This window comes from Stenotrophomonas sp. As-7 (genome assembly GCF_030291015.1).
In the GTDB taxonomy this organism is placed as follows: domain Bacteria; phylum Pseudomonadota; class Gammaproteobacteria; order Xanthomonadales; family Xanthomonadaceae; genus Stenotrophomonas; species Stenotrophomonas lactitubi.
On sequence record NZ_CP127405.1, the window covers coordinates 4,120,498 to 4,145,641 of the forward strand.

23 protein-coding genes are annotated in these 25,144 nt (G+C 65.4%); 9 read left to right on the forward strand and 14 right to left on the reverse strand.

The features are described from left to right. The first annotated feature begins 7 nt into the window (after nt 1–7). The 5 genes from QP457_RS18785 to QP457_RS18805 all read left to right on the forward strand — a co-directional run bounded on the left by QP457_RS18785 (nt 8) and on the right by QP457_RS18805 (nt 5,783). Nucleotides 8–1,312 (forward strand): ABC transporter permease, encoded by a 1,305-nt coding sequence (locus QP457_RS18785; RefSeq protein ID WP_180165527.1) that lies wholly within the window; start codon nt 8–10, stop codon nt 1,310–1,312. A gap of 21 nt (nt 1,313–1,333) precedes the next feature. Further along, a complete protein-coding gene (locus QP457_RS18790; protein ID WP_180165525.1) occupies nt 1,334–2,548 on the forward strand; it encodes an FtsX-like permease family protein in 1,215 nt (404 codons plus the stop codon). A gap of 1 nt (nt 2,549) precedes the next feature. Then, nucleotides 2,550–2,942: a PDZ domain-containing protein gene (locus tag QP457_RS18795; RefSeq protein WP_205405517.1), complete on the forward strand. Its 393-nt coding sequence runs from the start codon at nt 2,550–2,552 to the stop codon at nt 2,940–2,942. Nucleotides 2,943–3,078: 136 nt separating this feature from the next. Beyond that, nucleotides 3,079–4,425: a sigma-54 dependent transcriptional regulator gene (locus QP457_RS18800; protein WP_205405518.1), complete on the forward strand. Its 1,347-nt coding sequence runs from the start codon at nt 3,079–3,081 to the stop codon at nt 4,423–4,425. Continuing rightward, nucleotides 4,422–5,783 carry an ATP-binding protein gene (locus QP457_RS18805; RefSeq protein ID WP_205405519.1) on the forward strand — a complete coding sequence of 454 codons (1,362 nt, stop codon included), beginning with the start codon at nt 4,422–4,424 and terminating at the stop codon, nt 5,781–5,783. The genes QP457_RS18800 and QP457_RS18805 overlap by 4 nt, the downstream gene beginning before the upstream one ends. Before the next feature lie 554 nt (nt 5,784–6,337). Here QP457_RS18805 and QP457_RS18810 read toward each other — a convergent pair. Both QP457_RS18810 and glmU read right to left on the reverse strand, forming a co-directional pair. Continuing rightward, a complete protein-coding gene (locus QP457_RS18810; protein WP_100553623.1) occupies nt 6,338–6,871 on the reverse strand; it encodes a GNAT family N-acetyltransferase in 534 nt (177 codons plus the stop codon). Beyond that, nucleotides 6,840–8,207, reverse strand: a complete 1,368-nt coding sequence (gene glmU / locus QP457_RS18815) for a bifunctional UDP-N-acetylglucosamine diphosphorylase/glucosamine-1-phosphate N-acetyltransferase GlmU (RefSeq protein WP_205405520.1) — start codon at nt 8,205–8,207, stop codon at nt 6,840–6,842. The genes QP457_RS18810 and glmU overlap by 32 nt, the downstream gene beginning before the upstream one ends. A gap of 79 nt (nt 8,208–8,286) precedes the next feature. On the opposite strand from glmU, the gene QP457_RS18820 reads away from it, so the two are divergent. The 3 genes from QP457_RS18820 to QP457_RS18830 are packed head-to-tail and all read left to right on the forward strand — an operon-like array spanning nt 8,287 to nt 11,716. Next, on the forward strand, nt 8,287–10,293 hold the full coding sequence (locus QP457_RS18820) for a hypothetical protein (protein WP_286040842.1): 2,007 nt from the start codon (nt 8,287–8,289) through the stop codon (nt 10,291–10,293). Then, nucleotides 10,290–11,336: a glycosyltransferase gene (locus QP457_RS18825; RefSeq protein WP_205405522.1), complete on the forward strand. Its 1,047-nt coding sequence runs from the start codon at nt 10,290–10,292 to the stop codon at nt 11,334–11,336. The genes QP457_RS18820 and QP457_RS18825 overlap by 4 nt, the downstream gene beginning before the upstream one ends. Beyond that, nucleotides 11,333–11,716 (forward strand): GtrA family protein, encoded by a 384-nt coding sequence (locus QP457_RS18830; RefSeq protein ID WP_100553627.1) that lies wholly within the window; start codon nt 11,333–11,335, stop codon nt 11,714–11,716. Before QP457_RS18825 ends, QP457_RS18830 begins: the two co-directional genes overlap by 4 nt. A 143-nt stretch (nt 11,717–11,859) precedes the next feature. Here QP457_RS18830 and QP457_RS18835 read toward each other — a convergent pair whose 3' ends face one another. The 9 genes from QP457_RS18835 to QP457_RS18875 form a co-directional block, all read right to left on the reverse strand. Next, nucleotides 11,860–12,282, reverse strand: a complete 423-nt coding sequence (locus tag QP457_RS18835; RefSeq protein ID WP_025877355.1) for a F0F1 ATP synthase subunit epsilon — start codon at nt 12,280–12,282, stop codon at nt 11,860–11,862. A 112-nt stretch (nt 12,283–12,394) separates the two neighbouring features. Further along, complete coding sequence (gene atpD / locus QP457_RS18840; protein ID WP_089237045.1) at nt 12,395–13,801, reverse strand: F0F1 ATP synthase subunit beta; 1,407 nt, start codon at nt 13,799–13,801, stop codon at nt 12,395–12,397. Between the two features lie 38 nt (nt 13,802–13,839). After that, a complete protein-coding gene (gene atpG / locus QP457_RS18845) occupies nt 13,840–14,703 on the reverse strand; it encodes a F0F1 ATP synthase subunit gamma (RefSeq protein ID WP_089237047.1) in 864 nt (287 codons plus the stop codon). Between the two features lie 95 nt (nt 14,704–14,798). Then, nucleotides 14,799–16,346 carry a F0F1 ATP synthase subunit alpha gene (atpA, locus tag QP457_RS18850; protein ID WP_205405523.1) on the reverse strand — a complete coding sequence of 516 codons (1,548 nt, stop codon included), beginning with the start codon at nt 16,344–16,346 and terminating at the stop codon, nt 14,799–14,801. A gap of 44 nt (nt 16,347–16,390) precedes the next feature. After that, complete coding sequence (locus QP457_RS18855) at nt 16,391–16,918, reverse strand: F0F1 ATP synthase subunit delta (protein ID WP_089237051.1); 528 nt, start codon at nt 16,916–16,918, stop codon at nt 16,391–16,393. A 2-nt stretch (nt 16,919–16,920) separates the two neighbouring features. Then, nucleotides 16,921–17,391 (reverse strand): F0F1 ATP synthase subunit B, encoded by a 471-nt coding sequence (locus QP457_RS18860; RefSeq protein WP_025877365.1) that lies wholly within the window; start codon nt 17,389–17,391, stop codon nt 16,921–16,923. 114 nt (nt 17,392–17,505) lie between these two features. Then, nucleotides 17,506–17,808, reverse strand: coding sequence for a F0F1 ATP synthase subunit C (gene atpE / locus QP457_RS18865; protein WP_089237053.1), 303 nt, complete (start codon nt 17,806–17,808; stop codon nt 17,506–17,508). Nucleotides 17,809–17,872: 64 nt separating this feature from the next. After that, nucleotides 17,873–18,661: a F0F1 ATP synthase subunit A gene (gene atpB, locus QP457_RS18870; RefSeq protein WP_089237055.1), complete on the reverse strand. Its 789-nt coding sequence runs from the start codon at nt 18,659–18,661 to the stop codon at nt 17,873–17,875. 31 nt (nt 18,662–18,692) lie between these two features. Then, on the reverse strand, nt 18,693–19,025 hold the full coding sequence (locus QP457_RS18875) for a hypothetical protein (protein WP_032952006.1): 333 nt from the start codon (nt 19,023–19,025) through the stop codon (nt 18,693–18,695). A gap of 496 nt (nt 19,026–19,521) precedes the next feature. Here QP457_RS18875 and QP457_RS18880 point away from each other — a divergent pair, with 496 nt between their 5' ends. Continuing rightward, nucleotides 19,522–20,340, forward strand: coding sequence for a hypothetical protein (locus QP457_RS18880; RefSeq protein WP_089237057.1), 819 nt, complete (start codon nt 19,522–19,524; stop codon nt 20,338–20,340). A 470-nt stretch (nt 20,341–20,810) separates the two neighbouring features. Here the strand turns inward: QP457_RS18880 and lpdA are convergent, their stop codons facing one another. From lpdA to QP457_RS18895, 3 genes are all read right to left on the reverse strand, one after another. Then, on the reverse strand, nt 20,811–22,619 hold the full coding sequence (gene lpdA / locus QP457_RS18885; protein ID WP_205405524.1) for a dihydrolipoyl dehydrogenase: 1,809 nt from the start codon (nt 22,617–22,619) through the stop codon (nt 20,811–20,813). Nucleotides 22,620–22,726: 107 nt separating this feature from the next. Next, nucleotides 22,727–24,457, reverse strand: coding sequence for a dihydrolipoyllysine-residue acetyltransferase (gene aceF, locus QP457_RS18890; protein ID WP_100553630.1), 1,731 nt, complete (start codon nt 24,455–24,457; stop codon nt 22,727–22,729). A 113-nt stretch (nt 24,458–24,570) separates the two neighbouring features. Next, nucleotides 24,571–25,140: a DNA-deoxyinosine glycosylase gene (locus tag QP457_RS18895; protein ID WP_205405525.1), complete on the reverse strand. Its 570-nt coding sequence runs from the start codon at nt 25,138–25,140 to the stop codon at nt 24,571–24,573. Nucleotides 25,141–25,144 lie beyond the last annotated feature (4 nt).

Genomic DNA, 25,144 nt, shown 5'->3' on the forward strand with positions numbered 1-25,144 from the left:
CACGACCATGTTCGCCTACTACGCCCGACTGGCGGTGCGCAGCTTCCGCCGCAACAAGGTACTGACCGCACTGATGGTGGTGGCCATCGCGCTGGGCATCGGTGCTTCGATGACCACGCTGACCGTGTTCCATGTGCTGTCCGGCGATCCGATCCCGGACAAGAGCGACCGCCTGTTCTACGTACAGGTCGATCCGCGCCCGCGCTCGGGTTACCTGACCGGCGAAGAGCCGGAAACCCAGATGACCCGTTTCGATGCCGAAACGCTGCTGCGCGAGAAGCGTGGTGAGCGCCAGGCGATGATGAGTGCCGGCGATGTGACCGTCGAGCCGGAAGGCAGCACGTTGAAGCCGTTCAACATCGATACGCGCTGGACCTCGGCCGATTTCTTCCCGATGTTCAACGTGCCGATGCTGTATGGCCGCGCCTGGACGGCCAGCGACGATGACGGCCGCGCCCGCGTGGTGGTGCTGTCCAAGGTGATCAACGACAAGCTGTTCCAGGGTGCGGACAGTGTCGGCCGCCAGGTCCGTGTCGATGGCCATTCCCTGCGCGTGATCGGCGTGATGGACACCTGGAATCCGGAACCGCACTTCTTCGACCTGACCGTGGGCAACTACGGCCGCGAAGAGGATCTGATGATGCCGCTGTCCACCGCGATGGACCTGAAGTTCGGCAGCAACGGCAACATGAACTGCTTCCGCGACGGCGCCCCCGACGACGACAGCAATTCGATCAACGCTCCGTGTACCTGGATCCAGTACTGGGTGGAGCTTGACCCGTCCAAGGCCGAGGACTACCGCCGCTATCTGGTCAACTATTCCGACCAGCAGCGGGCTGCCGGCCGTTTCGAACGCCCTGCCAACGTGCGCCTGCGTAGCGTGATGGAGTGGCTGACCTTCAACAATGCAGTGCCCAGCGACGTGCGCCTGCAGATGTGGCTGGCGCTGGGTTTCCTCGGTGTCTGTCTGGTCAACACCGTCGGCCTGCTGCTGGCCAAGTTCCTGCGCCGCAGCGGTGAAATCGGTGTGCGTCGCGCACTGGGCGCCAGCCGCGGGCAGATCTTCCTGCAGTGCCTGGTCGAAGCGGGTGCGGTGGGCGTGGTCGGTGGCGTGCTCGGCATCGGGCTGGCGCTGCTGGGCCTGTACGCGGTACGCCAGCAGCCGGTGGACTACGCCAAGCTGGCCCACCTGGACGGCAGCATGCTGCTGCTCTCCCTCGGCCTGACCCTGCTCGCCAGCATCGCTGCCGGCTTCCTGCCCGCCTGGCGCGCGATGCAGGTCACCCCGGCCATCCAGCTCAAGTCGCAGTAAGCACGAGAACGAGGACTTCCCATGGACATCCGCCCCATCCTCAGCACCCTGCGCCGGCACAAGACCGCAGCCGCATTGATCGTGCTGGAAATCGCCCTGACCTGCGCCATCGTCTGCAATGCGCTTTTCCTGGTCACCCAGCGCGTGGAAAAGATCAGCCAGCCCAGCGGCCTGGTCGAGAACGAACTGGTGATGGTCCGGGTCAACGGCATCGGCAAGCAGACCAACGCCATGGCCCGCACCAACGAAGACCTCGCGTCGCTGCGCGCGATCCCCGGCGTGACCAACGTGACCAAGGTCAACCAGCTGCCGTTCCGCCGCAACTCGAGCAACACCAGCATCTCGCGCGAACGTGACCAGGAACGCCCCACCGCCTTCGTTTCGCTGTACATGTTCAGCGAGAACGCTTTGCCGACGCTGGGCCTGCAGCTGGTCGCCGGCCGCGATTTCCTGCCCAGCGAGTACATCGACTACGAGGAAGCGCAGAAGAATCCCAAGCCGGACCGCGCCGCGCCGGTGATCATCAACCAGCAGGTCGCTGCAAAGATGTATCCGGACCAGAGCGCGCTGGGCAAGACGTTCTACATGGGCAACCAGGCGCTGCATGTGGTCGGCGTGGTCGCCCACCTGGCCACTCCGACCGACTACAACGACAACAGCACCCTGTCGATGATGCTGCCGGTGCGTACCGACTTCACCCGCGGGCCGTACATGCTGCGGACCTCACCGGAGCGCCGCGATGAAGTGTTGAAGGGCGCGCTGGCTGCATTGGAGCACAACGACCCCAACCGCCTGGTGCGCGAGAAGCTGACCTACCAGGAACAGCGCGCCGACTACTTCAAGAACGACCGCTCCATGGTTGGCCTGCTGGTTACCGTGTGCATCGCGCTGCTGGTGGTCACCGCACTGGGCATCGTCGGCCTGGCCAGCTTCTGGGTGCAGCAGCGCAGCAAGCAGATCGGCATCCGCCGCGCATTGGGCGCCACCCGTGGGCAGATCCTGCGCTACTTCCAGACCGAGAACTTCCTGCTGGCTACGTTGGGCATCGTGCTGGGCATGCTGGCGGCCTACGCCATCAACCTGGCGCTGATGAACATGTACGAGCTGCCGCGCATGCCGCTGCTGTACCTGCCGCTGGGCGCGGTACTGCTGTGGATGCTGGGCCAGATCGCGGTGTTCGGCCCGGCCCGCCGTGCCGCTGCCGTGCCGCCTGCCGTCGCCACGCGGGGGGCGTGAGATGCGCGCCGGCCTGCTGCTGGTGTTGTTGGCCCTGCCGCTGCCGGTACTCGCCGGCAGCAGCAGCGCGCAGACGCTGGAGTGGCGCCAGGACGATGCGCGGCTGGCGCTGCGCTCGACCGAGGGCGTGGTGCGGGTGGATGTGGCCAGCCCGGAAGCCCGCTTCGGTGTGCGCAGCGGCGACCGCATCCTGCGCGTGGACGATTCGCCGGTGCGGCAGATCGAGCAGCTCGCCGATGCCATGCAGGCGGCATCGACGGCCACCGTCTACCTGCTGCTGCGGCGCGATGGGCGGATGCTCACCGTGCCGGTGAACGTGGCCCAGTGGAGCCCGGCGCTGGCGCCGCCACCACCACCGCCGGCTCCCCCGCCTCCGCCTCCGCCACGGCGCTGAGGCCCGGCGGCTCCTGCGCCGCCATCGGTTTGGCTATGCTTGGTGGGTGGCGCCGAAAGCTCCGGCGTCATCCACCCTTTTCCGTGCGCGGCGCCGACGCTTTCCGGCGCTTCCCTGCCCTCCCAGAAGCCGCCGAATGCCCGCGATCCTCATCATCGACGACAACGCCAGCGTGGGAACCGCGCTGGACGTGCTGTTCTCCCTGCACGACATCGACACCCTGCTGGCGCAGAGCCCGGCCGAAGGGCTGGCGCTGCTGGAGTCGCAGGCGGTCGACCTGGTCATCCAGGACATGAACTTCAGCGAGGACACCACCTCCGGCGAAGAAGGCGAGGCGCTGTTCGCGCAGATCCGCGAACGCCACCCCGATCTGCCGGTGATCCTGCTGACGGCCTGGACCCACCTGAGCAGCGCGGTGGACCTGGTCAAGGCCGGTGCCGCCGATTACCTGGCCAAACCCTGGGATGACCGTAAGCTGCTGACCACGGTCAACAACCTGCTGGAACTGTCCGAAGCGCGGCGCGAACTGGACCAGCGACGCCAGCGCGAGCAACGCCAGCGCCATGCACTGGAAGACAAGTACGCGTTGTGCGGCGCGGTGTTCGCCGACCCCGCCAGCGAACGGGTGATCGCCCTGGCCTGCCAGGTCGCGCGTTCGGAGCTGCCCGTGCTGATCACCGGCCCCAATGGCGCGGGCAAGGAGAAGATCGCGCAGATCATCCAGGCCAACTCGCTGGTGGCCAAAGGCCCGTTCGTTGCGGTGAACTGCGGCGCCCTGCCCTCCGAACTGATCGAGGCCGAACTGTTCGGTGCCGAGGCCGGCGCCTATACCGGCGCCAACAAGGCGCGCGAAGGCAAGTTCGAGGCGGCCGACGGCGGCACGCTGTTCCTGGATGAAATCGGCAACCTGTCGCTGGGCGGGCAGATGAAGCTGCTACGCGTGCTGGAGACCGGGCGCTTCGAACGCCTGGGCTCCAACCGTGAACGCCAGGTCAAGGTGCGCGTGGTCAGCGCGACCAATGCCGATCTGCCGGCGATGATCCGCGAAGGTACGTTCCGCGAAGACCTCTACTACCGGCTCAACACGGTGGAACTGGCGCTGCCGCCGCTGGCCGACCGCCCCGGCGACATCGTGCCGTTGGCCGAGCATTTCCTCAGCATCGGCAAGCCGCTGTCCAGTACGGCGGCCGCTGCGCTGCAGCGCCACCTGTGGCCGGGCAACGTGCGCGAGCTGCGCAATGTGATCCAGCGTGCCGAACTGCTGGCCACCGGCAACCGCATCGAAGTTGCCGATCTCAACCTGCCACGCGCGCCTGCTGCGCCGCGCCCGACGCCAAGCGCCGGCAATGATCCCGACCGCGCACGCATCGAAGAAGTGCTGGCGCGCAACCACGGGGTCATCGCCCAGGCGGCCAACGAACTTGGCCTGAGCCGGCAGGCGCTGTACCGGCGCATGGACCGTCACGGCATCCCCCGCGAATGAAACGACGCTCCTTCACCTTCCGCCTGTTCCTGCGCCTGCTGCCGGTGCTGGCGCTGTCTGCTGCGCTGCCGTGGCTGCTGGCCTACTGGATGGACCATGGCTGGGTGGTGACCACGGTCTCTACGATCGTCCTGCTGTCATTGATGTGGTGGACGCTGCGCCGCGCCACCGCACCGGTGCGCTCGTTGATGCGGGCGCTGTCCGGAACCACCAGCAGCTACCGCGACGGTGAGTACAACTTCGGCATCTACTGGCCCGGCAATGACGAACTGGGTGATCTGGTGCAGGCACACCGCGAACTGGGCGAGGTGCTGCGCGCACAGCGCCAGGGCCTGGTGCAGCGTGAACTGCTGCTGGACACCATGGTGCAGAACACACCTGTGGCAATGCTGCTGATCGCTGCCGGTGGCGATGGCATTTCCCGCGTGGTGTTCTCCAACCTGGCGGCGCGCAAGCTGCTGCACGGCGGCTGGAAGCTGGAAGGCCAGCGCATGGAAGACGTGCTCGAGCACCTGCCGGTTGAGCTGCGCGATGCCATCGGCCGCGGCGGCGACAGTCTGTTCGCGGTGAAGTCGGAACACGAAGACGGCGTGGAGGGAGACGAGGACGACGAACAGGTCTATCACCTCTCGCGCCGCGCGTTCCAGCTCAACGGCCGTCCGCATGACCTGCTGCTGGTACGCCAGCTCACTGCCGAACTGCGCCGGCAGGAAGTGCAGACCTGGAAGAAGGTGATCCGGGTGATCAGCCACGAGCTCAACAACTCGCTGGCGCCGATCGCATCGCTGGCACACTCCGGCGGCGAACTGGTCAAGCGCGAACGCTTCGACCGGCTGCCGGAGATCTTCACCACCATTGAAGACCGCGCACGGCATCTGGAAGGCTTCATCCGGGGCTACGCACGTTTCGCCAAGCTGCCGCAGCCGCAGCTGCAGACCGTGCACTGGGCGCCGTTCCTGTCCAGCCTGTGCCAGCAGATTCCGTTCACGATGGAGCGTGAACTCGACGAGGAGCTGAGCAGCCGGATCGACATCGCCCAGTTCGGCCAGGCCCTGCTCAACCTGCTGAAGAACGCGCACGAGGCCTGCGCCGAAGCAGATCCGCCGAACGACGAGGTGCAGGTGCAGCTGACCCGGCTGCCGCAGTGGTTGCGGCTGGATGTGCTGGACCGGGGCAAGGGCATGAACGAGCAGGTGCTGCAGAATGCGCTGATGCCGTTCTATTCGACCAAGCGCAATGGCACCGGGCTGGGGCTGGCACTCACCCGCGAGATCGTCGAGGCGCATGGTGGCCGCGTGTCACTGCAGAACCGCACCGACGGCGGGCTGTGCGTGTCGATCCTGTTGCCGGTGGGGTAGGTTTGTTCTTCCTTCTTCTGTTGATGGCTGAAGGTTGATCATTGTTCATGGGTGTCACTTTTCTTTTCGCGCGAAAAGAAAAGTAACCAAAAGAAACGCGCCGCCGGTCCGCGAGCCGTCGTGCTGCGCACGCCGGTACCCTGCGCTCCTCGGTCCGTCGAGGGACGGCGCGGGAACTCGCTTCGCTCAGACACCCGCGCCTCTTCGCCCTCGCCGGCCCTGCGGTGCTCGGCTCGCTTCAAGGCGGACTCGAGAAGCAAAGCAAAAGCATCCACGCATGGCGTGGATCTACTGGGTGCAGCTGTGGGGTTTGACTTGGGTCCGCCTTGAAGCGAGCCGAGCACCGCAGGGGAATCAGGGGCGAAGAGGTGCCGATGTCTGAGCGCAGCGAGTTCGGCACCGGCCCCTGATTCGCCGAGGAGCGCAGGGCACCGATGCGCAGCATCGGCTCGCGGCCGGCGGAACGTTTCTTTTGGTTACTTTTCTTTGCGTACAAAGAAAAGTGACACCCATGAAAGATGAGCAACCATCAGCAATCAACAGAAGAAGCAAAACTAAAGCACCCGTCGCATTGCCACCCGCAGGTGCATCGGGAATCCCAATGCGGCCTCCTCGGCCATCACCGCTCGCAAGCCCGCGCTCCACTCTGCCTCCGGCAGCACCTTGAATCCTTCGCTGGCATAGAAAGCCGCATTCCACGGAACATCGGACAACGTGGTCAGCACCGCCCCCGGATAGCCAAGCGCCTTGGCCTCGGCGAGTGCATGCCGCAGCAACGCTCGGCCGTAACCACGCCGCGCGTGGCCGGGATCCACATCCATCTGCAGCACGTGGAAATCACCGTCGAGCGCACCGCCCAGCAGGTAGCCGGCGATGCTGCCATCGGCGCCGTCGATGACCCACAGCTGGTCACGCTGCAGTCCAGCCTGCAGCGTGAGCAGATCCAGTCCATGACCGGCGAACACCGGGTACGCCTCATGCCCGCGCAGCAGTTCGCCCGCACGCTGTTCGATGCGGGGCAATGCGTCGAGTTCGCCGACGCGCGGTGGCCTCGGCTCAGCTTTTCTTGATGGGACGCTGCCAGCCATCGATCGTTTCCTGGCGCGCACGGGCCACGGTCAGCTTGCCGTCCGGCGCAGTGCGGGTGATGACCGAACCTGCAGCGATCGTCGCCCCTTCACCGATCAGCACCGGCGCCACCAGCGAACTGTTGGAGCCGATGAAGGCGTTGTCACCGATGGTGGTGGTCGACTTGTTCACGCCGTCATAGTTGCAGGTGATGGTGCCCGCACCGATGTTGACCTTGCTGCCGATCACCGCATCGCCCAGGTAGGTCAGGTGGTTGGCCTTGCTGCCCACCCCCAGGGTGACTTTCTTGGTTTCCACGAAGTTGCCCACGTGCACGCCATCGGCCAGCACGGTACCGGGGCGCAGGCGCGCGAACGGGCCGATCTGTGCCGCCCCCTCGCTGACGACACCTTCGACATCGCAGTGCGCGCGCACCTCTGTGCCCGCGCCGAGCGTGACGTCCTTCAGCCGGGTGAACGGACCGATGGTGACGCCATCGCCGAGCACCACCTTGCCTTCCAGGATCACGTCGACATCGATCATCACGTCGCTGCCGACGATCACTTCACCGCGGATGTCCACCCGCGCCGGATCCCGCACGCGCGCGCCCTGGATGCACAGCGCACGCACTGCGCGGCGTTGCCAGGCGCGTTCCAGCTGCGAGAGCTGCCATGGATCGTTCGCGCCTTCCGCGTCCTGCGCATCGGCCACCAGGGCCATCTCCGCCGGAGTGAACTCACGGGCGGCGAAGGCGAACACATCGGTCAGGTAATACTCGCCCTGTGCGTTGCTGTTGGACAGCTGTGACAGCCAACGGCGCAGCGCGGTCGACTCGGCAGTGATGATGCCGGTGTTGATGATGCGCACCCGGCGCTGTTCGTCATCGGCGTCCTTCTGCTCGACGATCGCCCCTACCTTGCCTTCGGCATCGCGCAGCACGCGACCATAGCCGGTTGGATCCTCGACATCGGCAACCAGCACGGCCAGCCGGCCCGGCTGCGCCAGCAGGTCGCGCAGGGTCTGCGCACGGATCAAGGGCACATCGCCGTACAACACCAGCACCTGCGCGGCATCGGGCACCTCCGGCATGGCCTGGGCAACGGCGTGGCCGGTACCCAGCTGCTGCGCTTGTTCAGCCCACAACAGGTCCGGCTGGTCAGCGAAGTAGTGTCGCACCCGGTCCCCACCGTGGCCGTACACCACGTGGATGGCAGCCGGCTGCAGTTCGCGCGCCGTGGCGATCACATGCGCCAGCATCGGCTGACCGGCAATCGGCTGCAGTACCTTGGGCAGCAACGACTTCATGCGCTTGCCGGCGCCAGCTGCGAGGATGATCACGTGCAGGGGTTGGGTCATGGAGAGGGGCCACGCAGCGGCGGCAATCTGAGGACTGGCTGATAGGATAGCCGAGCTCTTTCCCTGCCTGACGTGAACCGTGAATTCCTTGAAGGAACGACTTCTCAATCTGCTGCCCTGGATGGGCCCACTCCTGCTGCTCATCGGCCTGGCCATCACGCCACTGCTCAAGAGCCTGCCATCGGGTCGCTTCGGTGAACTGGTCGCACTGGGTCTGCTGACCTGCGCCTTGGCATGGCTGATGCGGCGCCTGCGTGGCTGGTCCATGGCCAGCGGCCTGGCGGTGCTCTGGATACTTCTGCTCCCCCTGTTCACCGGTGTATTTCCGCTACTGGCAACGGTCTTGCTGCTGCTGGTTGCGATCGTGATCGGTCAGGCGCTGTTCGTGCAGCGCCCGTTGGCCCTGCAGGCGATGGCTGGCCTGTTGGGACTTTCGGCAGTGCTGGGGTGGACCCTGCTGGTTCCGATCCATTTCCGCTGGGTCTATCTGCCGGTGGGCCTTGCCGTGGTGATCTGGCGCCGTTCGCTGCTGTGGTCATCGTTGCGGGCCGGCGTGGCGCAGTGGCGGCAGTCCGTGGCGGACGCGCCGCGCAGCGCCGCTTTCGCTGTGCTGGTGGTGGGCTTGGCCAGTACCGCCTGCTGGTTGCCGACCCTGCAGTACGACGACCTCACCTACCATCTGCGCTTGCCATGGCAGTTGCTGGAACAAGGCGTCTATCAACCGGTTCCCCAGCACCAGATCTGGGCGCTGGCGCCCTGGGCGACGGATATCATCCAGGCAGTACCACAGGTAATCGCAGGGGCTGAATCACGTGGCCCGGTCAACGCGATCTGGCTGCTGCTGCTGGCCACGGGCGCCTGGCAGCTTGCGGCGCAGCTCGGCGCGAGCGTGCTGCTGCGCTGGCTGGCGGTTGCCATGGTAGCCAGCCTGCCGCTGACCGCCGGCCTGGCGGGTGGCATGCAGACCGAGCTGCCAACCGCTGCGGTGCTGCTCTGGATGTGTGCGCTGGCTGCCGCGCCCCGTGATGGCCGCTTGTCCAACTGGATGCTGCTGGCGGTGCTGGCCGGTGGACTGCTGGCGATGAAGTCGATGAGTGCGGTGATGGCACTCCCTGTCCTGGCCTGGGCCCTGATCCGCCATCCGTGGCCGTCGTTGCCGCGCATCGGCCTGGTGCTGCTGGCAGGACTGCTGGTCGGTGGTGCCAACTACGTGTTCGCGCAGTGGATTGCTGGCAATCCGGTGCTGCCGCTGTTCAACGGCATCTTCCAGTCTCCCTACTTCGCTCCGACGAACTTCATCGACCTGAAGTACAAGATCGGCTTCGGTCCCGACCTGCCGTGGGCACTGACCTTCCATTCATCGCGCTACTTCGAATCGCACGATGGTGCGGCGGGCGTGGTCCTGATCGGCTTGGCCGGGCTGTGGCTGCTGGCCGTGCTGCGTCCGCCAACTCGCGCGGCGGCACTGGTGGCACTGGCCGTGCTGGCCCTGCCGCTGTTGCCGATCCAGTACCTGCGCTACGCCTATCCTGGCATGGCATTGCTGTGCGTGGTCGCCGTGGCGTCGCTCGGCGCCGGTCCCCTGCGCCGGCCTCTCATTGGACTGCTGGTGGCGCTGTGCGTGCTCAATGTCAGCTTCCAATCCACCGGCTACTGGATGCTGCGTAGCGGAGCGTTGAAGGACACGCTGAAGGCGGCTGGCCGCGATGCTCCGTTGTTCCAGCGTTTTGCACCCGAACGCACACTGGCCGCAGCCATCCGTGCGTCGGGTGAAGACGAGGGCACCGTGCTGCTGCTGGATCCGGGTGACCCGTTCTTCGCCGAATTCGGTACCCGTGGGCGCACGATCAGCTGGTACTCGCCCAGCCTGCAGGCGGCCGCCGCCAACGCCGAGCTGGATCCCAGCGGCAAGCGCTGGCTCGCCATGCTGCAGCAACAGCAGGTCAGGCACGTCATCCTCCGCGGTGAAGCGCTCACACCCTCACAGAAACTCGCACTTGAGCTGGCAGGTGCCCACCTGCGCGAAGAAGCCGGCGGCCGCCAGTGGTGGAGCCTCCCGGCGCCTCCAGGAAAGCCATCGCGATGAACATCCCCCCTCCGACCAGCCCCACCACAGCGGTCCGGCCCGACGACTCGCCGCGCATTGCGGTGGTGATCCCGTGCTATCGCGTGCGCACGCATATCCTGCAGGTCATCGCCGGCATCGGACCGGAAGTGGGCTGGATCATCGCCGTCGATGATGCCTGTCCCGAGGCAAGCGGCGCCTGGATTCGCGAACACTGCACCGATCCGCGCGTCATCGTGGTCCATCACGAGCAGAACCAGGGAGTGGGTGGTGCCACGCTGACCGGCTACCAGCACGCGCTGCAGACACCTGCCCATGTGGTGGTCAAGCTCGACGGCGACGGGCAGATGGATGCCGGCCTGCTTCCCCGCTTTGCCAGCCCACTTCTGTCCGGCCACGCGGACTACGCCAAGGGCAACCGCTTCCATCGCGTCGGCTTCGTGCGCGGCATGCCTTGGGTGCGCCTGGCCGGCAATGCGGCACTTTCGTTCATGACCAAGCTGTCCAGCGGATACTGGCAGATCGCTGATCCGACCAACGGCTACACGGCGATCCGCAGTGAAGTACTGCACGAGCTGGAGCTCGAGCGGATCGCAAAGCGCTACTTCTTCGAATCGGACCTGCTGTATCACCTCAACCAGGTGCGTGCCGTGGTGATCGATGTACCGATGCGCGCCCGCTATGAAGACGAAACCAGCAGCCTGAGCCCGTTACGCATCCTTGGCCCGTTCCTGCTGGGGCATCTGCGCAACACCCTGCGTCGCCTGCTTTACAGCTACGGCATACGCGGCTTCTCGCTGGCCAGCGTAGAGCTGCTGCTTGGCAGCGTTCTACTGGCCGGCGGCGGCATATTTGGCCTGTGGCGGTGGTGCCTCTCAGCCGACAGTGGTGTACCGGCCACTGCGGGTACCGTGATGATCGCCGGCCTGCCCATCATCGTGGGTATGCAGATGCTGCTGTCCTGGCTCAATTTCGATGTAGCCAGCGAACCGCGGCAACCCGTGCATCGTCTGCTTGGCGTCGAACAGGCCCTGCGCAGCGTCATCGGGAAGCCTCGGCAATGACCCTCCTGCGCCAGGGCAGCGCATACATCGTCATCGGCCTGGTGCAGCTGCTGCTGGACTGGCTGGTGTTCGTGGGAAGCACCGCACTCGGGCTGCCGGTCGCTCCTGCCAACATCGTCGGCCGTTTGGCCGGCATGCTGCTCGGCTTCTGGCTCAATGGCCGCTATACCTTTGCTGCCGCCGGCCAACAGCGCCTGGGCTGGAAGCGCTTCGCGCGTTTCTTCCTGCTCTGGATTCTGCTCACCGCGGCCAGCACCCTGCTGGTGACGGCGGTCGACCATGCGGTGGGGCTGCAGTACACGTGGCTCGCCAAGCCGCTGGTGGAAGGTGGCCTGGCCCTGGTGACATTCGTGCTGCTGCGCCACGTCGTGTACCGCTGACCGGATTCATTTAGCGCGACAGCGCCTGATGGCAGCCTGCTCCGGGCATGCGGCAGCGGAAAACAAACAAAAACGCCGGCATGGCAGCCGGCGTTCCTGCACTCACCCATGCCTTGCAGGCAGAGGTGTCACCTCGGCACGGTTCAGTGCTTGAGGGTCTTGCGCAGGCGCTCCAGCGCCTGCAGCTGGACAACGGCTTCGGCCAGCTTCTGCTGGGCTTCGGCCACTTCCATCGCTTCGCCGCGGTTGGCCAGGATGCGCTCGGCTTCTTCCTTGGCCTTGCGGACCGAGGCTTCGTCGATGTCCTGTGCGCGGATCGCGGTGTCGGCCAGCACGGTCACCACCTGCGGCTGCACTTCCAGGATGCCGCCGGAAATGGCGAAATCCAGCTGCTCGCCGCTCGGCGTGGTCACTACCACCTTGCCCGGCTTCAGGCGGGTGATCAGCGGTGCGTGCTTGGGCGCGATGCCCAGTTCGCCCAGCTCACCGGTGGCCACGACCAGGGTCGCTTCGCCACGGAAGATTTCCTGCTCGGCGCTGACGATGTCGCAACGGATGGTGCTCATGTAACTCTCTTCGCTAGGGGGCGGGTCGAACCCACCGCAGGGATTCCGCAGCGGTGGGCGCAGGCCCACCCCGTGTCACGGTCGGGACGGGCGTGTGCCCGTCCCTGCCGCATCAGGCCTTCTCGGCCATCTTCTTGGCCTTCTCGACCGCTTCTTCGATGCTGCCGACCATGTAGAACGCCTGCTCCGGCAGGTGGTCGTACTCGCCATCGACGATGGCCTTGAAGCCACGGATGGTGTCCTTCAGCGACACGTACTTGCCCGGCGAGCCGGTGAACACTTCGGCCACGTGGAACGGCTGGCTGAAGAAGCGCTCGATCTTGCGGGCGCGCGACACGGCCTGCTTGTCTTCTTCGGACAGTTCGTCCATGCCCAGGATGGCGATGATGTCCTTCAGTTCCTTGTACTTCTGCAGGGTCTGCTGGACGCGCTGGGCGGTGTCGTAGTGCTCGTGGCCGATGACCAGCGGGTCCATCTGGCGGCTGGTGGAATCCAGCGGATCGACCGCCGGGTAGATACCCAGCGAAGCGATCGAACGCGACAGGGTCACGGTCGAGTCAAGGTGGGCGAAGGTGGTCGCCGGCGACGGATCGGTCAAGTCATCGGCCGGCACGTAGACGGCCTGGATCGAGGTGATCGAACCATTCTTGGTCGAGGTGATGCGCTCCTGCAGGACGCCCATTTCCTCGGCCAGGGTCGGCTGGTAACCCACTGCCGACGGCATACGACCCAGCAGTGCCGACACTTCAGTACCGGCCAGGGTGTAGCGGTAGATGTTGTCGACGAACAGCAGCACGTCCTTGCCCTTGCCGTTCTCGTCCTTCTCGTCGCGGAAGTACTCGGCCATGGTCAGGCCGGTCAGGGCGACGCGCAGACGGTTGCCCGGCGGCTCGTTCATCTGGCCGTACACCATCGCGACCTTGTCCAGGACGTTGGAGTCCTTCATCTCGTGGTAGAAGTCGTTGCCCTCACGGGTACGCTCACCCACGCCGGCGAACACGGACAGACCGCTGTGCGCCTTGGCGATGTTGTTGATCAGTTCCATCATGTTGACGGTCTTGCCGACGCCGGCGCCGCCGAACAGGCCGACCTTGCCGCCCTTGGCGAACGGGCACATCAGGTCGATGACCTTGATGCCGGTTTCCAGCAGCTCGGTGGCCGGGGACTGGTCTTCGTACGACGGAGCAGCGCGGTGGATTTCCCAGGTGTCGCTGGCGGCGACCGGACCGGCTTCGTCGATCGGACGGCCGAGCACGTCCATGATGCGGCCCAGGGTGCCAGCGCCGACCGGCACGGAGATGCCGCGCTCGGTGTTGGTGGCCACCAGGTTGCGCTTCAGGCCATCGGTGGAGCCCAGCGCGATGCAGCGGACCACGCCGTCACCGAGCTGCTGCTGCACTTCCAGGGTGATTTCGGTGTTGTCCACCTTCAGCGCGTGGTACACCTTCGGCACCGACTCGCGGGGGAATTCGACGTCGACGACGGCGCCGATGATCTGAACGATCTTGCCCTGACTCATTGCTGCATCCTCTAAATGTGTGCTTTTAACGAACGCGGTCAGACTGCTGCCGCGCCGCCGACGATTTCGGAGATTTCCTGGGTGATCGCTGCCTGGCGGGCCTTGTTGTAGACCAGCTGCAGGGTTCCGATCAGCTTGTTGGCGTTGTCACTGGCCGACTTCATCGCCACCATGCGCGCGGCATGCTCGGAAGCGACGTTTTCCAGCAGCGCCTGGTACACCAGCGACTCGATGTAACGCGTCATCACGTGCTCGAGCACGGTCGCGGCATCGGGTTCGTACAGGTAGTCCCAGTCGTGGTGCGCAACCTGCTTCTCGGCGGCCGGCAGCGGCAGCAGCTGATCGAAGCTGGCCTTCTGCACCATCGTGTTGACGAAGCGGTTGTAGACCAGATACACGCGGTCGACCTTGCCTTCGGTGAAGGCGTCGAGCATGACCTTGATCACACCGATCAGCGATTCCAGCTTCGGCGTGTCGCCGATGTGGGTCACCGTGCCGACCATGTTCACCTTGACCCGGCGGAAGAAGGTCGATGCCTTCTGGCCGATGGTCACCAGGTCCACTTCGGCGCCCTTGTCCTGCCAGGCCTTGGCTTCGCCAAGCATCTTGCGGAACAGGTTGTTGTTGAGGCCGCCGGCCAGACCGCGATCGGAGGAGATCACGATGAAACCGACCCGCTTGACCTGCTCACGCTCGACCAGGAACGGATGCTGGTAATCGGTGCTGGCCTGCGCCAGGTGGCCGATCACCTGCTTCATCGCCTGCGCGTACGGACGCGAGGTCTTCATCCGATCCTGCGCCTTGCGGATCTTGGAGGCCGAGACCATTTCCAGGGCGCGCGTCACCTTGCGGGTGTTCTGCACGCTCTTGATCTTGGTTTTGATTTCGCGTCCGCTTGCCATCTTTTATTCCCGTGGCGCGGGGCCTGGGCCCCGCGTTGTTCAACCGTTTGATCGTCTGGTCCAGCGGAGCATCGCTCCGCTCTACAGGACCTCGATTACCAGCTGCCGGTGGTCTTGAACTCGACGATGCCCTTCTTGAAGGCACCTTCGATGTCGTTGTCCCAACCGCCGGTGGCGTTGACCTTGCCGATCAGCTCGCCCTGGGTGTTGGCGAAGTGCGCGTGCAGGCCTTCTTCGAACGCCAGCAGCTTGCTGACCGGCACGTCGTCGAGGTAACCCTCGTTGACGGCGTAGATCGACAGCGCCTGGTTGGCGATCGACATCGGCGCGTACTGCTTCTGCTTCATCAGCTCGGTGACGCGCTGGCCGCGCTCCAGCTGCTTGCGGGTGGCTTCGTCCAGATCCGAAGCGAACTGCGCGAACGCAGCCAGCTCGCGGTACTGGGCCAGCGAGATACGGATGCCGCCGGACAGCTTCTTGATGATCTTGGTCTGCGCCGAACCACCGACGCGCGACACCGAGATACCGGCGTTCACGGCCGGGCGGATGCCGGCGTTGAACAGATCGGTTTCCAGGAAGATCTGGCCGTCGGTGATCGAGATCACGTTGGTCGGAACGAACGCGGAGACGTCGCCGGCCTGGGTTTCGATGATCGGCAGCGCGGTCAGCGAACCGGTCTTGCCGGTGACCTTGCCTTCGGTGAACTTCTCGACATATTCCTCGGACACGCGGGCAGCGCGCTCGAGCAGACGGGAGTGCAGGTAGAACACGTCACCCGGGTAGGCTTCACGGCCCGGCGGGCGCTTCAGCAGCAGCGAGATCTGGCGGTAGGCCACGGCCTGCTTGGACAGATCGTCGTACACGATCAGCGCGTCTTCGCCGCGGTCCATGAAGTACTCGCCCATGGTGCAGCCCGAGTAGGCGCTGATGTACTGCATCGCGGCCGATTCGGACGCGGTGGCAGCCACCACGATGGTGTGCGCCAGGGCGCCGTTCTCTTCCAGCTTGCGCACGATGTTGGCAACGGTCGAGGCCTTCTGGCCGATCGCTACGTACACGCACTTGATGCCGGTGCCCTTCTGGTTGATCACCGCATCGATGGCCAGCGCGGTCTTGCCGGTCTGGCGGTCACCGATGACCAGCTCGCGCTGGCCACGGCCGATCGGGATCATCGAGTCGACCGACTTGTAACCGGTCTGCACCGGCTGGTCGACCGACTTGCGCCAGATCACGCCCGGCGCAACGCGCTCCACCGGAGCGGTCAGCTGGGTGGCCAGCGGGCCCTTGCCGTCGATCGGCTCGCCGAGCGCGTTGACGACGCGGCCCAGCAGTTCCGGACCGACCGGCACTTCCAGGATGCGGCCGGTGGTCTTGGCGACGTCACCTTCGCGCACTTTCTCGTAGCCACCCAGGACCACGGCGCCGACCGAGTCGCGCTCCAGGTTCAGGGCCAGGGCGAAGGTGTTGTTCGGCAGTTCGATCATTTCGCCCTGCATCACGTCGGCCAGACCGAAGATGCGCACGATGCCGTCGGACACGCTGGTCACGGTGCCTTCGTTGCGCGATTCCGCGGCCAGCTTGACCTTCTCGATGCGGTTCTTGATCAGTTCGCTGATTTCGGAGGGGTTGAGCGTGGTTGCCATCGTCAAGTCCTAGTGCCGGCAGCGGGGCCGGACGTTAAATGAATTCAGTTAGCGAGCGCGGTCTGCAGACGGGCCAGCTTGCCCTTCAGCGAACCATCGATGACCACGTCGCCGGCGTCGATCACAGCGCCGCCGATCAGCGAGGCGTCGACCGCGGTGGCCACTTCGACCTCGCGGTTGAAGCGCTTGCGCAGCGCGGCCTTGATCGCGTCCAGCTCGGCAACCGACAGCTCGGCCGCGGAGGTCACCGTGGCCTTGACCACGTGCTCGGCCTCGGCGCGCAGCGCGTCGAACATGCCAGCGATTTCCGGCAGCAGCGGCAGGCGATGCGATTCGGCAAGCACAGCCAGGAAGCGCGAGTAGGTCTCGCCGCGGGACTCCGGCGCCAGCAGGGCGACGGCGTCATCGCGACCCAGCTCCGGGTTGGCGAGCAGGGCCGCCACGCGCGGGTCGGCGGCGACGTGGGCGGAGAACGCCAAAGCGTCCGACCACGGCGCGAACGCGCCTTCGTCACGCGCGGTCGCGAAGGCGGCGCGGGCGTACGGGCGGGCAAGCGTGAGGGCCTGGCTCATCCTTAAATCTCCGAGGCCAGCTCGTCGAGCAGCGCCTTGTGGGCGTTGGCGTCGATTTCGCGCTTGAGCAGCTTTTCGGCACCGGTCACGGCCAGCGCGGACACCTGCTTGCGCAGATCTTCACGGGCACGGTTGGCGGCGGCGTCGATTTCGGCCTGGGCCAGGTCCTTCTGACGGGTGGCTTCGGCAACAGCTTCGTTGCGGGCCGCGTCGACGATCTGGTTGGCACGCGCGTGGGCCTGGTCGATGATCTCGTTGGCCTTGGTGCGGGCTTCCTTCAGCGCTTCATTGACCTTGTCCTGCGCCTGGGCCAGATCTTTCTGGCTGCGGTCGGCAGCAGCGAGGCCTTCAGCGATCTTCTGCTGGCGCTCTTCGATCGCGTTCATCAGCGGCGGCCAGATCTTGGTCGCGATGAGCCAGATCAGGGCGGCAAAGGCCAGGGCCTGGGCGATGAGGGTAAAACCGATATCCATGGGGTTCGCTCAGTCGGTTGTGACGGGATGGACGCGCCGCCACATGGGCGGCGCCTCCGAACCTTCATCCGCGACCAGGCGCCTGCGGCGCCCGGTCGTTTCGCTTTCGCTGGATCAGCCAGCGATTGCCGGCAGGCGCGAGACGAACTCGCCGACCATCGGGTTGGCAAAGGCGAACAGCAGGCCCACGGCGACCGAGATGATGAAGGCGGCGTCGATCAGGCCGGCGGTGATGAACATGCGGACCTGCAGGACCGGGATCAGTTCCGGCTGGCGCGCGGCCGACTCCAGGAACTTACCGGCCATGATGGCCAGACCCAGACCGGCGCCCAGCGCGGCCAGGCCGATCATGATGCCGACGGCGAGGACGGTGGAGCTCTGAACTTGGGCGAGATTGGTCAGGACGGCGAAGTACATGGTTTTCTCCAGGAACTTGATTGCTAAGGGATTAGAAACAAACGGATGAAGGGTGAAGCGAAACTCAGTGAGCGTCTTCCGACAGGCTCAGGTACACGATGGACAGCATCATGAAGATGAAGGCCTGCAGCGGAATCACCAGAAGGTGGAACAGCATCCAGCCGAAGCCGGCGAACGCGCCTGCAAACATGCCGGCGATACCTGCACCGCCCAGCACCCAGATCAGCAGGAACACGATTTCACCGCCGAACATGTTGCCGAACAGTCGCATCGCCAGCGAGATCGGCTTGCTCAGCCACTCGACGATGTTCAGGATCAGGTTGAACGGCATCATCCACTTGCCAAACGGTGCGGTCAGGAATTCCTTGGCGAAACCGCCAAAGCCCTTGGCGCGCAGCGCGAAGAACAGCATCAGGAAGAACACGCTGATCGACATGCCCAGGGTGGCATTGACGTCGGCGGTGGGGACCGGCTTCCAGTACGGCACGCCCATCAGTTCGAGCGGCTTGGCGATGAAGTCGGCCGGGATCATCTTGATGAGGTTCATCAGGAGGATCCAGAAGAAGATCGTGATCGCGATCGGGGTCACCAGCTTGCTGGTGCCGTGGTAGGTGTCCTTGGCCTGGCGGTCAACGAACTCCAGGCAGATCTCGACGAACGCCTGCCACTTGCCCGGCACGCCGGAGGTGGCCTTGCGGGTGCCGAGCCAGAAGGCGACGACCATCACCAGGCCCATCAGCAGCGAGGTCACCAGCGTGTCCACGTGGATTGCCCACGGAGAGCCATGACCTGCCGTCAGATTGTGCAGGTGATGCTGGATGTAGGAGGTGGGTGTAAGCGCCTCGCCTGCCATGTGTCCGGAACCTTAAGTTAAATGAATTCGATTAGCGCCTGGCCATGGCCAGGACCTGGAACATCAGCCCGACGGCGATACCGGCCAACAGCGCCAATGCAGGCAGCTTGAAGACCAGGAACCCCACCATCAGGACACCAAAAACGAGCGCCCACTTGGCCACGATCGCAACGATCAGGCGTGCCATGGCCGAACCGGCCCCCAGCGCACCACCACCCAGTGCCATCCGTGCCGCCACCCAACCACCGGCCGAAACCGCCACACCGGATGCCAGGGCACCAAGGGCATATTTCGGCCCTACCAGCAGGAAGGCCAGAGCCAGGACAGCCACTGCGGCCAGCGGGTAGACCGCGGCGCGCAGCATCAGTCGCCGACCCGTTTCTACGGAGTTCAGCACAGGACGTCCCGCGTGGTTACAAGTGGATGGCTGAGGCGACTACAGCAGGGGGGCCTCATCGAGCCGCCAAATTATAGCAATGGGACAATTTGCGAGACAACCGGTGCCTGTTCATATCGGAACAGCGCAAGTTGCGGTAAGGGCTGCGCTTCTACAGCCCACCACGGGGACAATGACAACTGCGCGATGTTGCGCCGCAACGTATTGAACTTTGGTCGCAGACGACGGAACTTTCCGCCGACGGTGATGGTCCGATCCTGCGACCTGCCTGCAGCTACCTCGTCGACGCTTCGCCTGCAGGTCCCATGATGGCCCCGAAGCGCCGCTCCGGGGCCATCTTTTTCGCACGGCAGCGACAGCGCTGAACCGTCCACACCGCGTGGACCATACTTTCACGAATGGTGGACAGCGACGTCCGGCAAAGTGGCCTTCATTCCGATGAACCACTGCAAGGACTCTTTCGATGCGCTCCGTCCCCACCCTGCTTGCCCTCTCGCTTCTCGCCGCCGGCGCGTCGTTCGCCTCCGCCGCCCATGCCGCCGAAGGCGATGACCGCTTCGCCCTGCGCCTGGGTGCGATGAACATCGACTCGGACAACACCCTGCGCGGCAATACCAATGTCGCCGGCCAGGACATCGGCTTCTCCGAGGACTTCAAGCTGGGTGGCAAGGAATGGGAGCCGCGTATCGACGGCATGTTCCGCATCAGCAACCGCCAGCGCCTGCTGTTCAACTACTTCAAGTACGACAAGGACCGCCGCGAGACGCTCGGCCAGGATATTTCCTTCGGCAACGTCAACGTGCCGGCCGACAGCTTCGTCAAGGCCGAGCTGAAGTATCAGGTGGCCAGCCTGGTGTATGACTACTCGGTGGTGGACACCGAGAAGTTCGACCTCGGCCTGCAGCTGGGTGCCGAGTACGCGAAGGTCAGCACCAAGGGCTACGCCGACCTTGGCACGGTGTACGAAGGCCAGTTCCTGGACGAGAAGACCGACGGTGTTGCGCCGGTGGTCGGTGCACGCCTGAGCTTCACCCCGTCCGAAAAGTGGATGATCACGCTGCAGGGCCAGTACCTCAACACGCGCTGGGGCAGCTTCGACGACTACAAGGGTGACCTCAGCCGCGCCAACGCGATCGTCGATTACCGCTTCACCGACAACTTCGGCGTGTTCGCCGGCTACGACTGGTTCAAGCTGGATGCGGACAAGAAGGGCAGCGACGGCACCATCGGCCTGAAGCAGGAATTCAAGGGCCCGGTGGCCGGTATCAGCGTCACCTTCTAAGCCCTGCTTCCCTTCCACAGCACTCTCTCTCCTGGCGCGGCCTCCGGAACATCGGGGGCCGCGTTTTTTGTGGGTTTCTGACAGAAGAGCAGAAGCGGGTTGGTCGAGCGCTGGAGGGAGAGGGGGCTGCGTGCGAATGTCCCCCGGCGCCGGCCTGCGGCCGTCACCTCCTCCTTTACTTCGCACCCAGCCCCCTCTCCCTCAGCGTGTCAGGCATCCACGCGGCCGTTGCCGTGGCAGCGGCTGTGGCTCCTCTTTCCGCAAGCCGAGCCGCTGCGCGGGCGGCAGGCGTTTCGACAAAGTAAAGGAGGAGGCGACCGCCGCAGGCGGACGACGGGGGACATTTGTCGAAACGCCTGCCGCCCACGCAGCGGCCCCACCGCTCGCAATGAGATTGATCGACGCCCAACAAAAAAACCCCGGCAATGCCGGGGCTTTTTATTCGCATTATTCGCAAAGGCGCGGGCGCCTTATTTCTTCTTCGGCATGTACAGATCGGTGATCGTGCCGTCGTAGATTTCCGAGGCCATCGCCACCGATTCGCTCAACGTCGGGTGCGCATGGATGGTGTGGCCGATGTCCTCGGCCTCTGCACCCATCTCGATCGCCAGGCCGATCTCGGCCAGCAGATCACCAGCATGCACACCGACGATGGCACCACCGATGATGCGATGGCTGTCCTCGTCGAAGATCAGCTTGGTGAAGCCCTCGGTGCGACCGATGCCGATCGCGCGGCCGCTGGCGGCCCACGGGAACTTGGCCACGCCGACCTTCAGGCCCTTGGCCTTGGCTTCGGTCTCGGTCACGCCGACCCAGGCGATTTCCGGGTTGGTGTAGGCCACCGACGGAATCACGCGGGCCACCCATTCCTTCTTGTGGCCGGCAGCCACTTCGGCCGCCAGCTTGCCCTCATGCGTGGCCTTGTGGGCCAGCATCGGGTTGCCGACGATATCGCCGATGGCAAAGATGTGCGGCACGTTGGTGCGCATCTGCCGGTCGACCGGAATGAAGCCGCGGTCGGTGACCTGCACGCCGGCCTTGTCCGCGTCGATCTTCTTGCCGTTCGGCGAGCGGCCCACGGCCACCAGCACGCGGTCGAAGGTGCCCTGCGCCAATGCCGGCGTCTGCCCTTCCTCGGCGGCTTCGAAGGTCACGGTGATGCCCTTGGCATCGGCGGTCACGCCGGAGGCCTTGGTCTTCAGATGGACCTCGATGCCCTGCTTCTTCAGGCGGTCGGCCAGCGGCTTGACCAGGTCCTTGTCGGCGCCCGGCATCAGCTGGTCCATGAACTCGACCACGGTCACCTTGCTGCCCAGCGCGCCATACACGGTGGCCATTTCCAGGCCGATGATGCCGCCACCCACGACCAGCAGCGAACCCGGCACTTCGGCCAGTTCCAGTGCGTCGGTGGAGTCCATCACGCGCTTGTCGTCCCACGGGAAGTTCGGCAGCTTCACCGCCTGCGAACCTGCGGCGATGATGCACTTCTGGAAGCGCAGCAGCTGCGTGCTGCCGTCTTCAGCCGTGATCAGCAGTTCGTTGGCCGACACGAATTTGCCCACGCCCTGCACGTTGCGGACCTTGCGCTGCTTGGCCATGCCGGCCAGGCCCTTGGTCAGCTGGTTGACGACCTTTTCCTTGTACTGGCGCAGCTTGTCCAGGGTGATGGTCGGCTTGCCGAACTCGACGCCGAAATCACCGGCGTGGGCGACTTCGTCGATCACCGCTGCGGCATGCAGCAGTGCCTTGGACGGAATGCAGCCCACGTTGAGGCAGACGCCGCCGAGGCTGGCATAGCGCTCGACCAGCACCGTATCCAGGCCGACGTCGGCGGCGCGGAAGGCGGCGGTGTAGCCGCCCGGGCCCGAGCCCAGCACGACCATTTCGCATTCGATGTCGGCGGCCTTGCCACTGGCCAGCGCCGGCTTCGGTGCTGCCGGCTCGGCCGGGGCGCGGTGCGACGGGGTCACCGGCGGCTTGCTGGCCGGAGCGGCTGCAGCCGGGGCCGGCGCAGCAGCCTTGGCCGGCGCTTCAGCGGCGCCCTCGGTCTCCAGCAGCACGACGACCGCGCCTTCGGACAGGCTGTCGCCCAGCTTGACCTTGATTTCCTTGACCACGCCGGCAGCCGAGGACGGCACTTCCAGGGTGGCCTTGTCCGACTCCAGGGTCACCAGACCCTGGTCTTTCTTCACCGTATCGCCAACGGCGACCAGCACTTCGATCACCGGTACATCGCTGTAATCGCCGATGTCGGGAACCTTGATTTCAATCGTGGCCATGGTGGGTTTTCCTCGTGCCCGACCGGCGTGGCCGGTGGGCTGTCACTGCGTTTCGACAGGCGGCCGCGCCAGGGGCAGCGGCCGCACGGTGGGGGCGAAGCGGTGCCTTACAGCAGCACGCGGCGCATGTCGGCCAGCACCTGCGAGAGGTACGTGGTGAAGCGTGCGGCCAGGGCGCCATCGATGACGCGGTGGTCGTAGCTCAGCGACAGCGGCAGCATCAGCTTCGGTGCGAATTCCTTGCCGTTCCAGACCGGCTGAATGGACGACTTGGAGACGCCGAGGATGGCCACTTCCGGTGCATTGACGATCGGGGTGAACGCGGTGCCGCCGATGCCGCCCAGCGAGCTGATCGAGAAGCAGCCGCCGCTCATGTCGGCCGGGCCCAGCTTGCCGTCGCGCGCCTTCTTGGCCAGCTCGCCGGTTTCCTGCGCGATCTGCACCACGCCCTTCTTGTCGACATCGCGGATGACCGGAACGACCAGGCCGTTCGGGGTATCGGCCGCGAAACCGATGTTGAAGTACTTCTTCAGGGTCAGGTTCTCGCCGCTGGCATCCAGCGAAGCGTTGAACTCCGGGAACTGCTTCAGCGCCGCAGCGCTGGCCTTGATCAGGAAGGCGAGCATGGTCAGCTTGATGCCGGCCTTCTCGTTCTCCTTGTTCAACGCCACGCGCAGGCCTTCCAGGTCGGTGATGTCGGCCTGCTCGAACTGGGTGACGTGCGGGATCATCGCCCAGTTGCGGGCCAGATTCGCACCGGAGATCTTCTTGATGCGCGACAGCGGCTGCACTTCAACGTCGCCGAACTTGCTGAAATCGACCTTCGGCCACGGCAGCAGGTTGAGGCCACCGCCGGCGGCCACGGTGCCACCGGCAGCCGCCGGAGCGCCGCCGCTGAGCGCGGCCTTGACGAATTTCTGCACGTCGGCCTTGGTGATGCGGCCGCCCTTCTCGCTGCCGCTGACCTGCAGCAGGTCGACACCCAGCTCACGGGCGAACACGCGTACCACCGGCGATGCGTAGGGCACCTTGGCCGGCAGCACGCCATCGGCGTTGAACTGCACCGGCGGGCTGCTCGGCGCGCCGGCCGAGGGGGCGCTGGCGATCTCGCGGGCGGCCAGCTTGTCCGGCTGTGCCGGCACGGCGACCGGCTCGACCTTGGTGGCCGTCTCGGCGGCGGCCGGGGCGGCGGCAGCGGCGGCCTTGCTCGGGGCCGGGGCGGCAGCGCCTTCGGCTTCGATGATGGCGACCACGTTGCCCTGCGACAGATTGTCGCCGACCTTGACCTTGATTTCCTTGACCACGCCGGCGACCGACGACGGCACTTCCATGGTGGCCTTGTCGCTTTCCAGCGTGACCAGGCCCTGGTCCTTCTTCACCGTATCGCCCACGGCGACCAGCACTTCGATGACCGGAATACCGCTGTAGTCGCCGATATCCGGCACCAGCGCTTCAACCGCGCCGCCGCTGGCAGCGGGGGCGGCAGCGGCCGGAGCCGGGGCGGCAGCGGGAGCCGCCTGGGTGGCCGCGGCCGGAGCAGCGGCCTTGGCCGGCGCCGGCGCAGCGGCAGCAGCGGCCGGCTGGGCAGCCTCGCCGTCGGCCACTTCGATCAGCGCCACGACCTTGCCTTCGGACAGGCTGTCGCCCAGCTTGACCTTGATTTCCTTGACCACGCCGGCCACCGAGGACGGCACCTCCATGGTCGCTTTATCGCTTTCCAGCGTGACCAGGCCCTGGTCCTTCTTCACCGTATCGCCGACGGCAACAAGCACCTCGATTACCGGGATATCGCTGTAGTCACCGATATCGGGGACACGTGCTTCCTTGATTTCGGCCATGGGGAGAACTCCGGCAATCTGGTGTAGGGAAACGTCTATTGTGCGGCCAGCGGGAGCCAGCGCCAACCGTTACAGGTGTTTTCAGTACGCACGCAGCCGGGACACGCTGTTGCTCATGGCTCGTCGGCGCCTCCAGTGGGTAGCGTATTGTCCTGCCGATGTCCGCTTGATGTCGCCAGTGCGACGGCCACCGGCTGCCAGGCCTGGCGCAGGCGCGGCAACGACCATGCTGCATTGGCCGGACTGGTGGACGGCAGCGCCAGCACTGTTGGCGAGGCGGCCAGCTGCGGCAGCACCCAGCGCTGGAAGGCCTGCATCGCTGCGCCGCCATTGCAGCCGATCAGCTGCAGGTCAGGCAACGCGGCGATCAGTGCGGGAAGCGCATTGGCCACTTCCGTGCCACGCACGATGTCCGCATCCAGGCTGCCGCGTCGCTCGCAGCGGCCGATCACATCCCACAGGCCGACCCCATTGGCGGCCAGTGCCTGCAGTCGCTGCGCGTACGGCAACGACGGATCGAAGCCGCACAGATCGCCGAGCAAGGGCCAGAAGCGATTGCGCGGGTGCGCGTAGTAATGCTGTGCCTGCAATGACGCGATACCGGGCATTGAACCCAGCAGCAACACCCGGCAATCCGTGTTCACCTGCGCAGGCAGGCCGATGCACAACGTTGCGGCGCTCACATCT

Bases quoted from the DNA above. Each gene is read 5' to 3' on its own strand.
- aceF (WP_100553630.1), bottom strand. From the start codon at position 24,457: ATGGCCGAAATCAAGGAAGCACGTGTCCCCGATATCGGTGACTACAGC.
- QP457_RS18875 (WP_032952006.1), bottom strand. From the start codon at position 19,025: ATGCTGCGCGCCGCGGTCTACCCGCTGGCCGCAGTGGCTGTCCTGGCT.
- glmU (WP_205405520.1), bottom strand. From the start codon at position 8,207: ATGACCCAACCCCTGCACGTGATCATCCTCGCAGCTGGCGCCGGCAAG.
- atpE (WP_089237053.1), bottom strand. From the start codon at position 17,808: ATGTACTTCGCCGTCCTGACCAATCTCGCCCAAGTTCAGAGCTCCACC.
- QP457_RS18825 (WP_205405522.1), top strand. From the start codon at position 10,290: ATGAACATCCCCCCTCCGACCAGCCCCACCACAGCGGTCCGGCCCGAC.
- QP457_RS18790 (WP_180165525.1), top strand. From the start codon at position 1,334: ATGGACATCCGCCCCATCCTCAGCACCCTGCGCCGGCACAAGACCGCA.
- QP457_RS18795 (WP_205405517.1), top strand. From the start codon at position 2,550: ATGCGCGCCGGCCTGCTGCTGGTGTTGTTGGCCCTGCCGCTGCCGGTA.
- QP457_RS18855 (WP_089237051.1), bottom strand. From the start codon at position 16,918: ATGAGCCAGGCCCTCACGCTTGCCCGCCCGTACGCCCGCGCCGCCTTC.
- atpB (WP_089237055.1), bottom strand. From the start codon at position 18,661: ATGGCAGGCGAGGCGCTTACACCCACCTCCTACATCCAGCATCACCTG.
- QP457_RS18830 (WP_100553627.1), top strand. From the start codon at position 11,333: ATGACCCTCCTGCGCCAGGGCAGCGCATACATCGTCATCGGCCTGGTG.
- QP457_RS18810 (WP_100553623.1), bottom strand. From the start codon at position 6,871: ATGGCTGGCAGCGTCCCATCAAGAAAAGCTGAGCCGAGGCCACCGCGC.
- QP457_RS18805 (WP_205405519.1), top strand. From the start codon at position 4,422: ATGAAACGACGCTCCTTCACCTTCCGCCTGTTCCTGCGCCTGCTGCCG.
- QP457_RS18835 (WP_025877355.1), bottom strand. From the start codon at position 12,282: ATGAGCACCATCCGTTGCGACATCGTCAGCGCCGAGCAGGAAATCTTC.
- QP457_RS18880 (WP_089237057.1), top strand. From the start codon at position 19,522: ATGCGCTCCGTCCCCACCCTGCTTGCCCTCTCGCTTCTCGCCGCCGGC.
- atpD (WP_089237045.1), bottom strand. From the start codon at position 13,801: ATGAGTCAGGGCAAGATCGTTCAGATCATCGGCGCCGTCGTCGACGTC.
- atpA (WP_205405523.1), bottom strand. From the start codon at position 16,346: ATGGCAACCACGCTCAACCCCTCCGAAATCAGCGAACTGATCAAGAAC.
- atpG (WP_089237047.1), bottom strand. From the start codon at position 14,703: ATGGCAAGCGGACGCGAAATCAAAACCAAGATCAAGAGCGTGCAGAAC.
- lpdA (WP_205405524.1), bottom strand. From the start codon at position 22,619: ATGGCCACGATTGAAATCAAGGTTCCCGACATCGGCGATTACAGCGAT.
- QP457_RS18860 (WP_025877365.1), bottom strand. From the start codon at position 17,391: ATGGATATCGGTTTTACCCTCATCGCCCAGGCCCTGGCCTTTGCCGCC.
- QP457_RS18785 (WP_180165527.1), top strand. From the start codon at position 8: ATGTTCGCCTACTACGCCCGACTGGCGGTGCGCAGCTTCCGCCGCAAC.
- QP457_RS18800 (WP_205405518.1), top strand. From the start codon at position 3,079: ATGCCCGCGATCCTCATCATCGACGACAACGCCAGCGTGGGAACCGCG.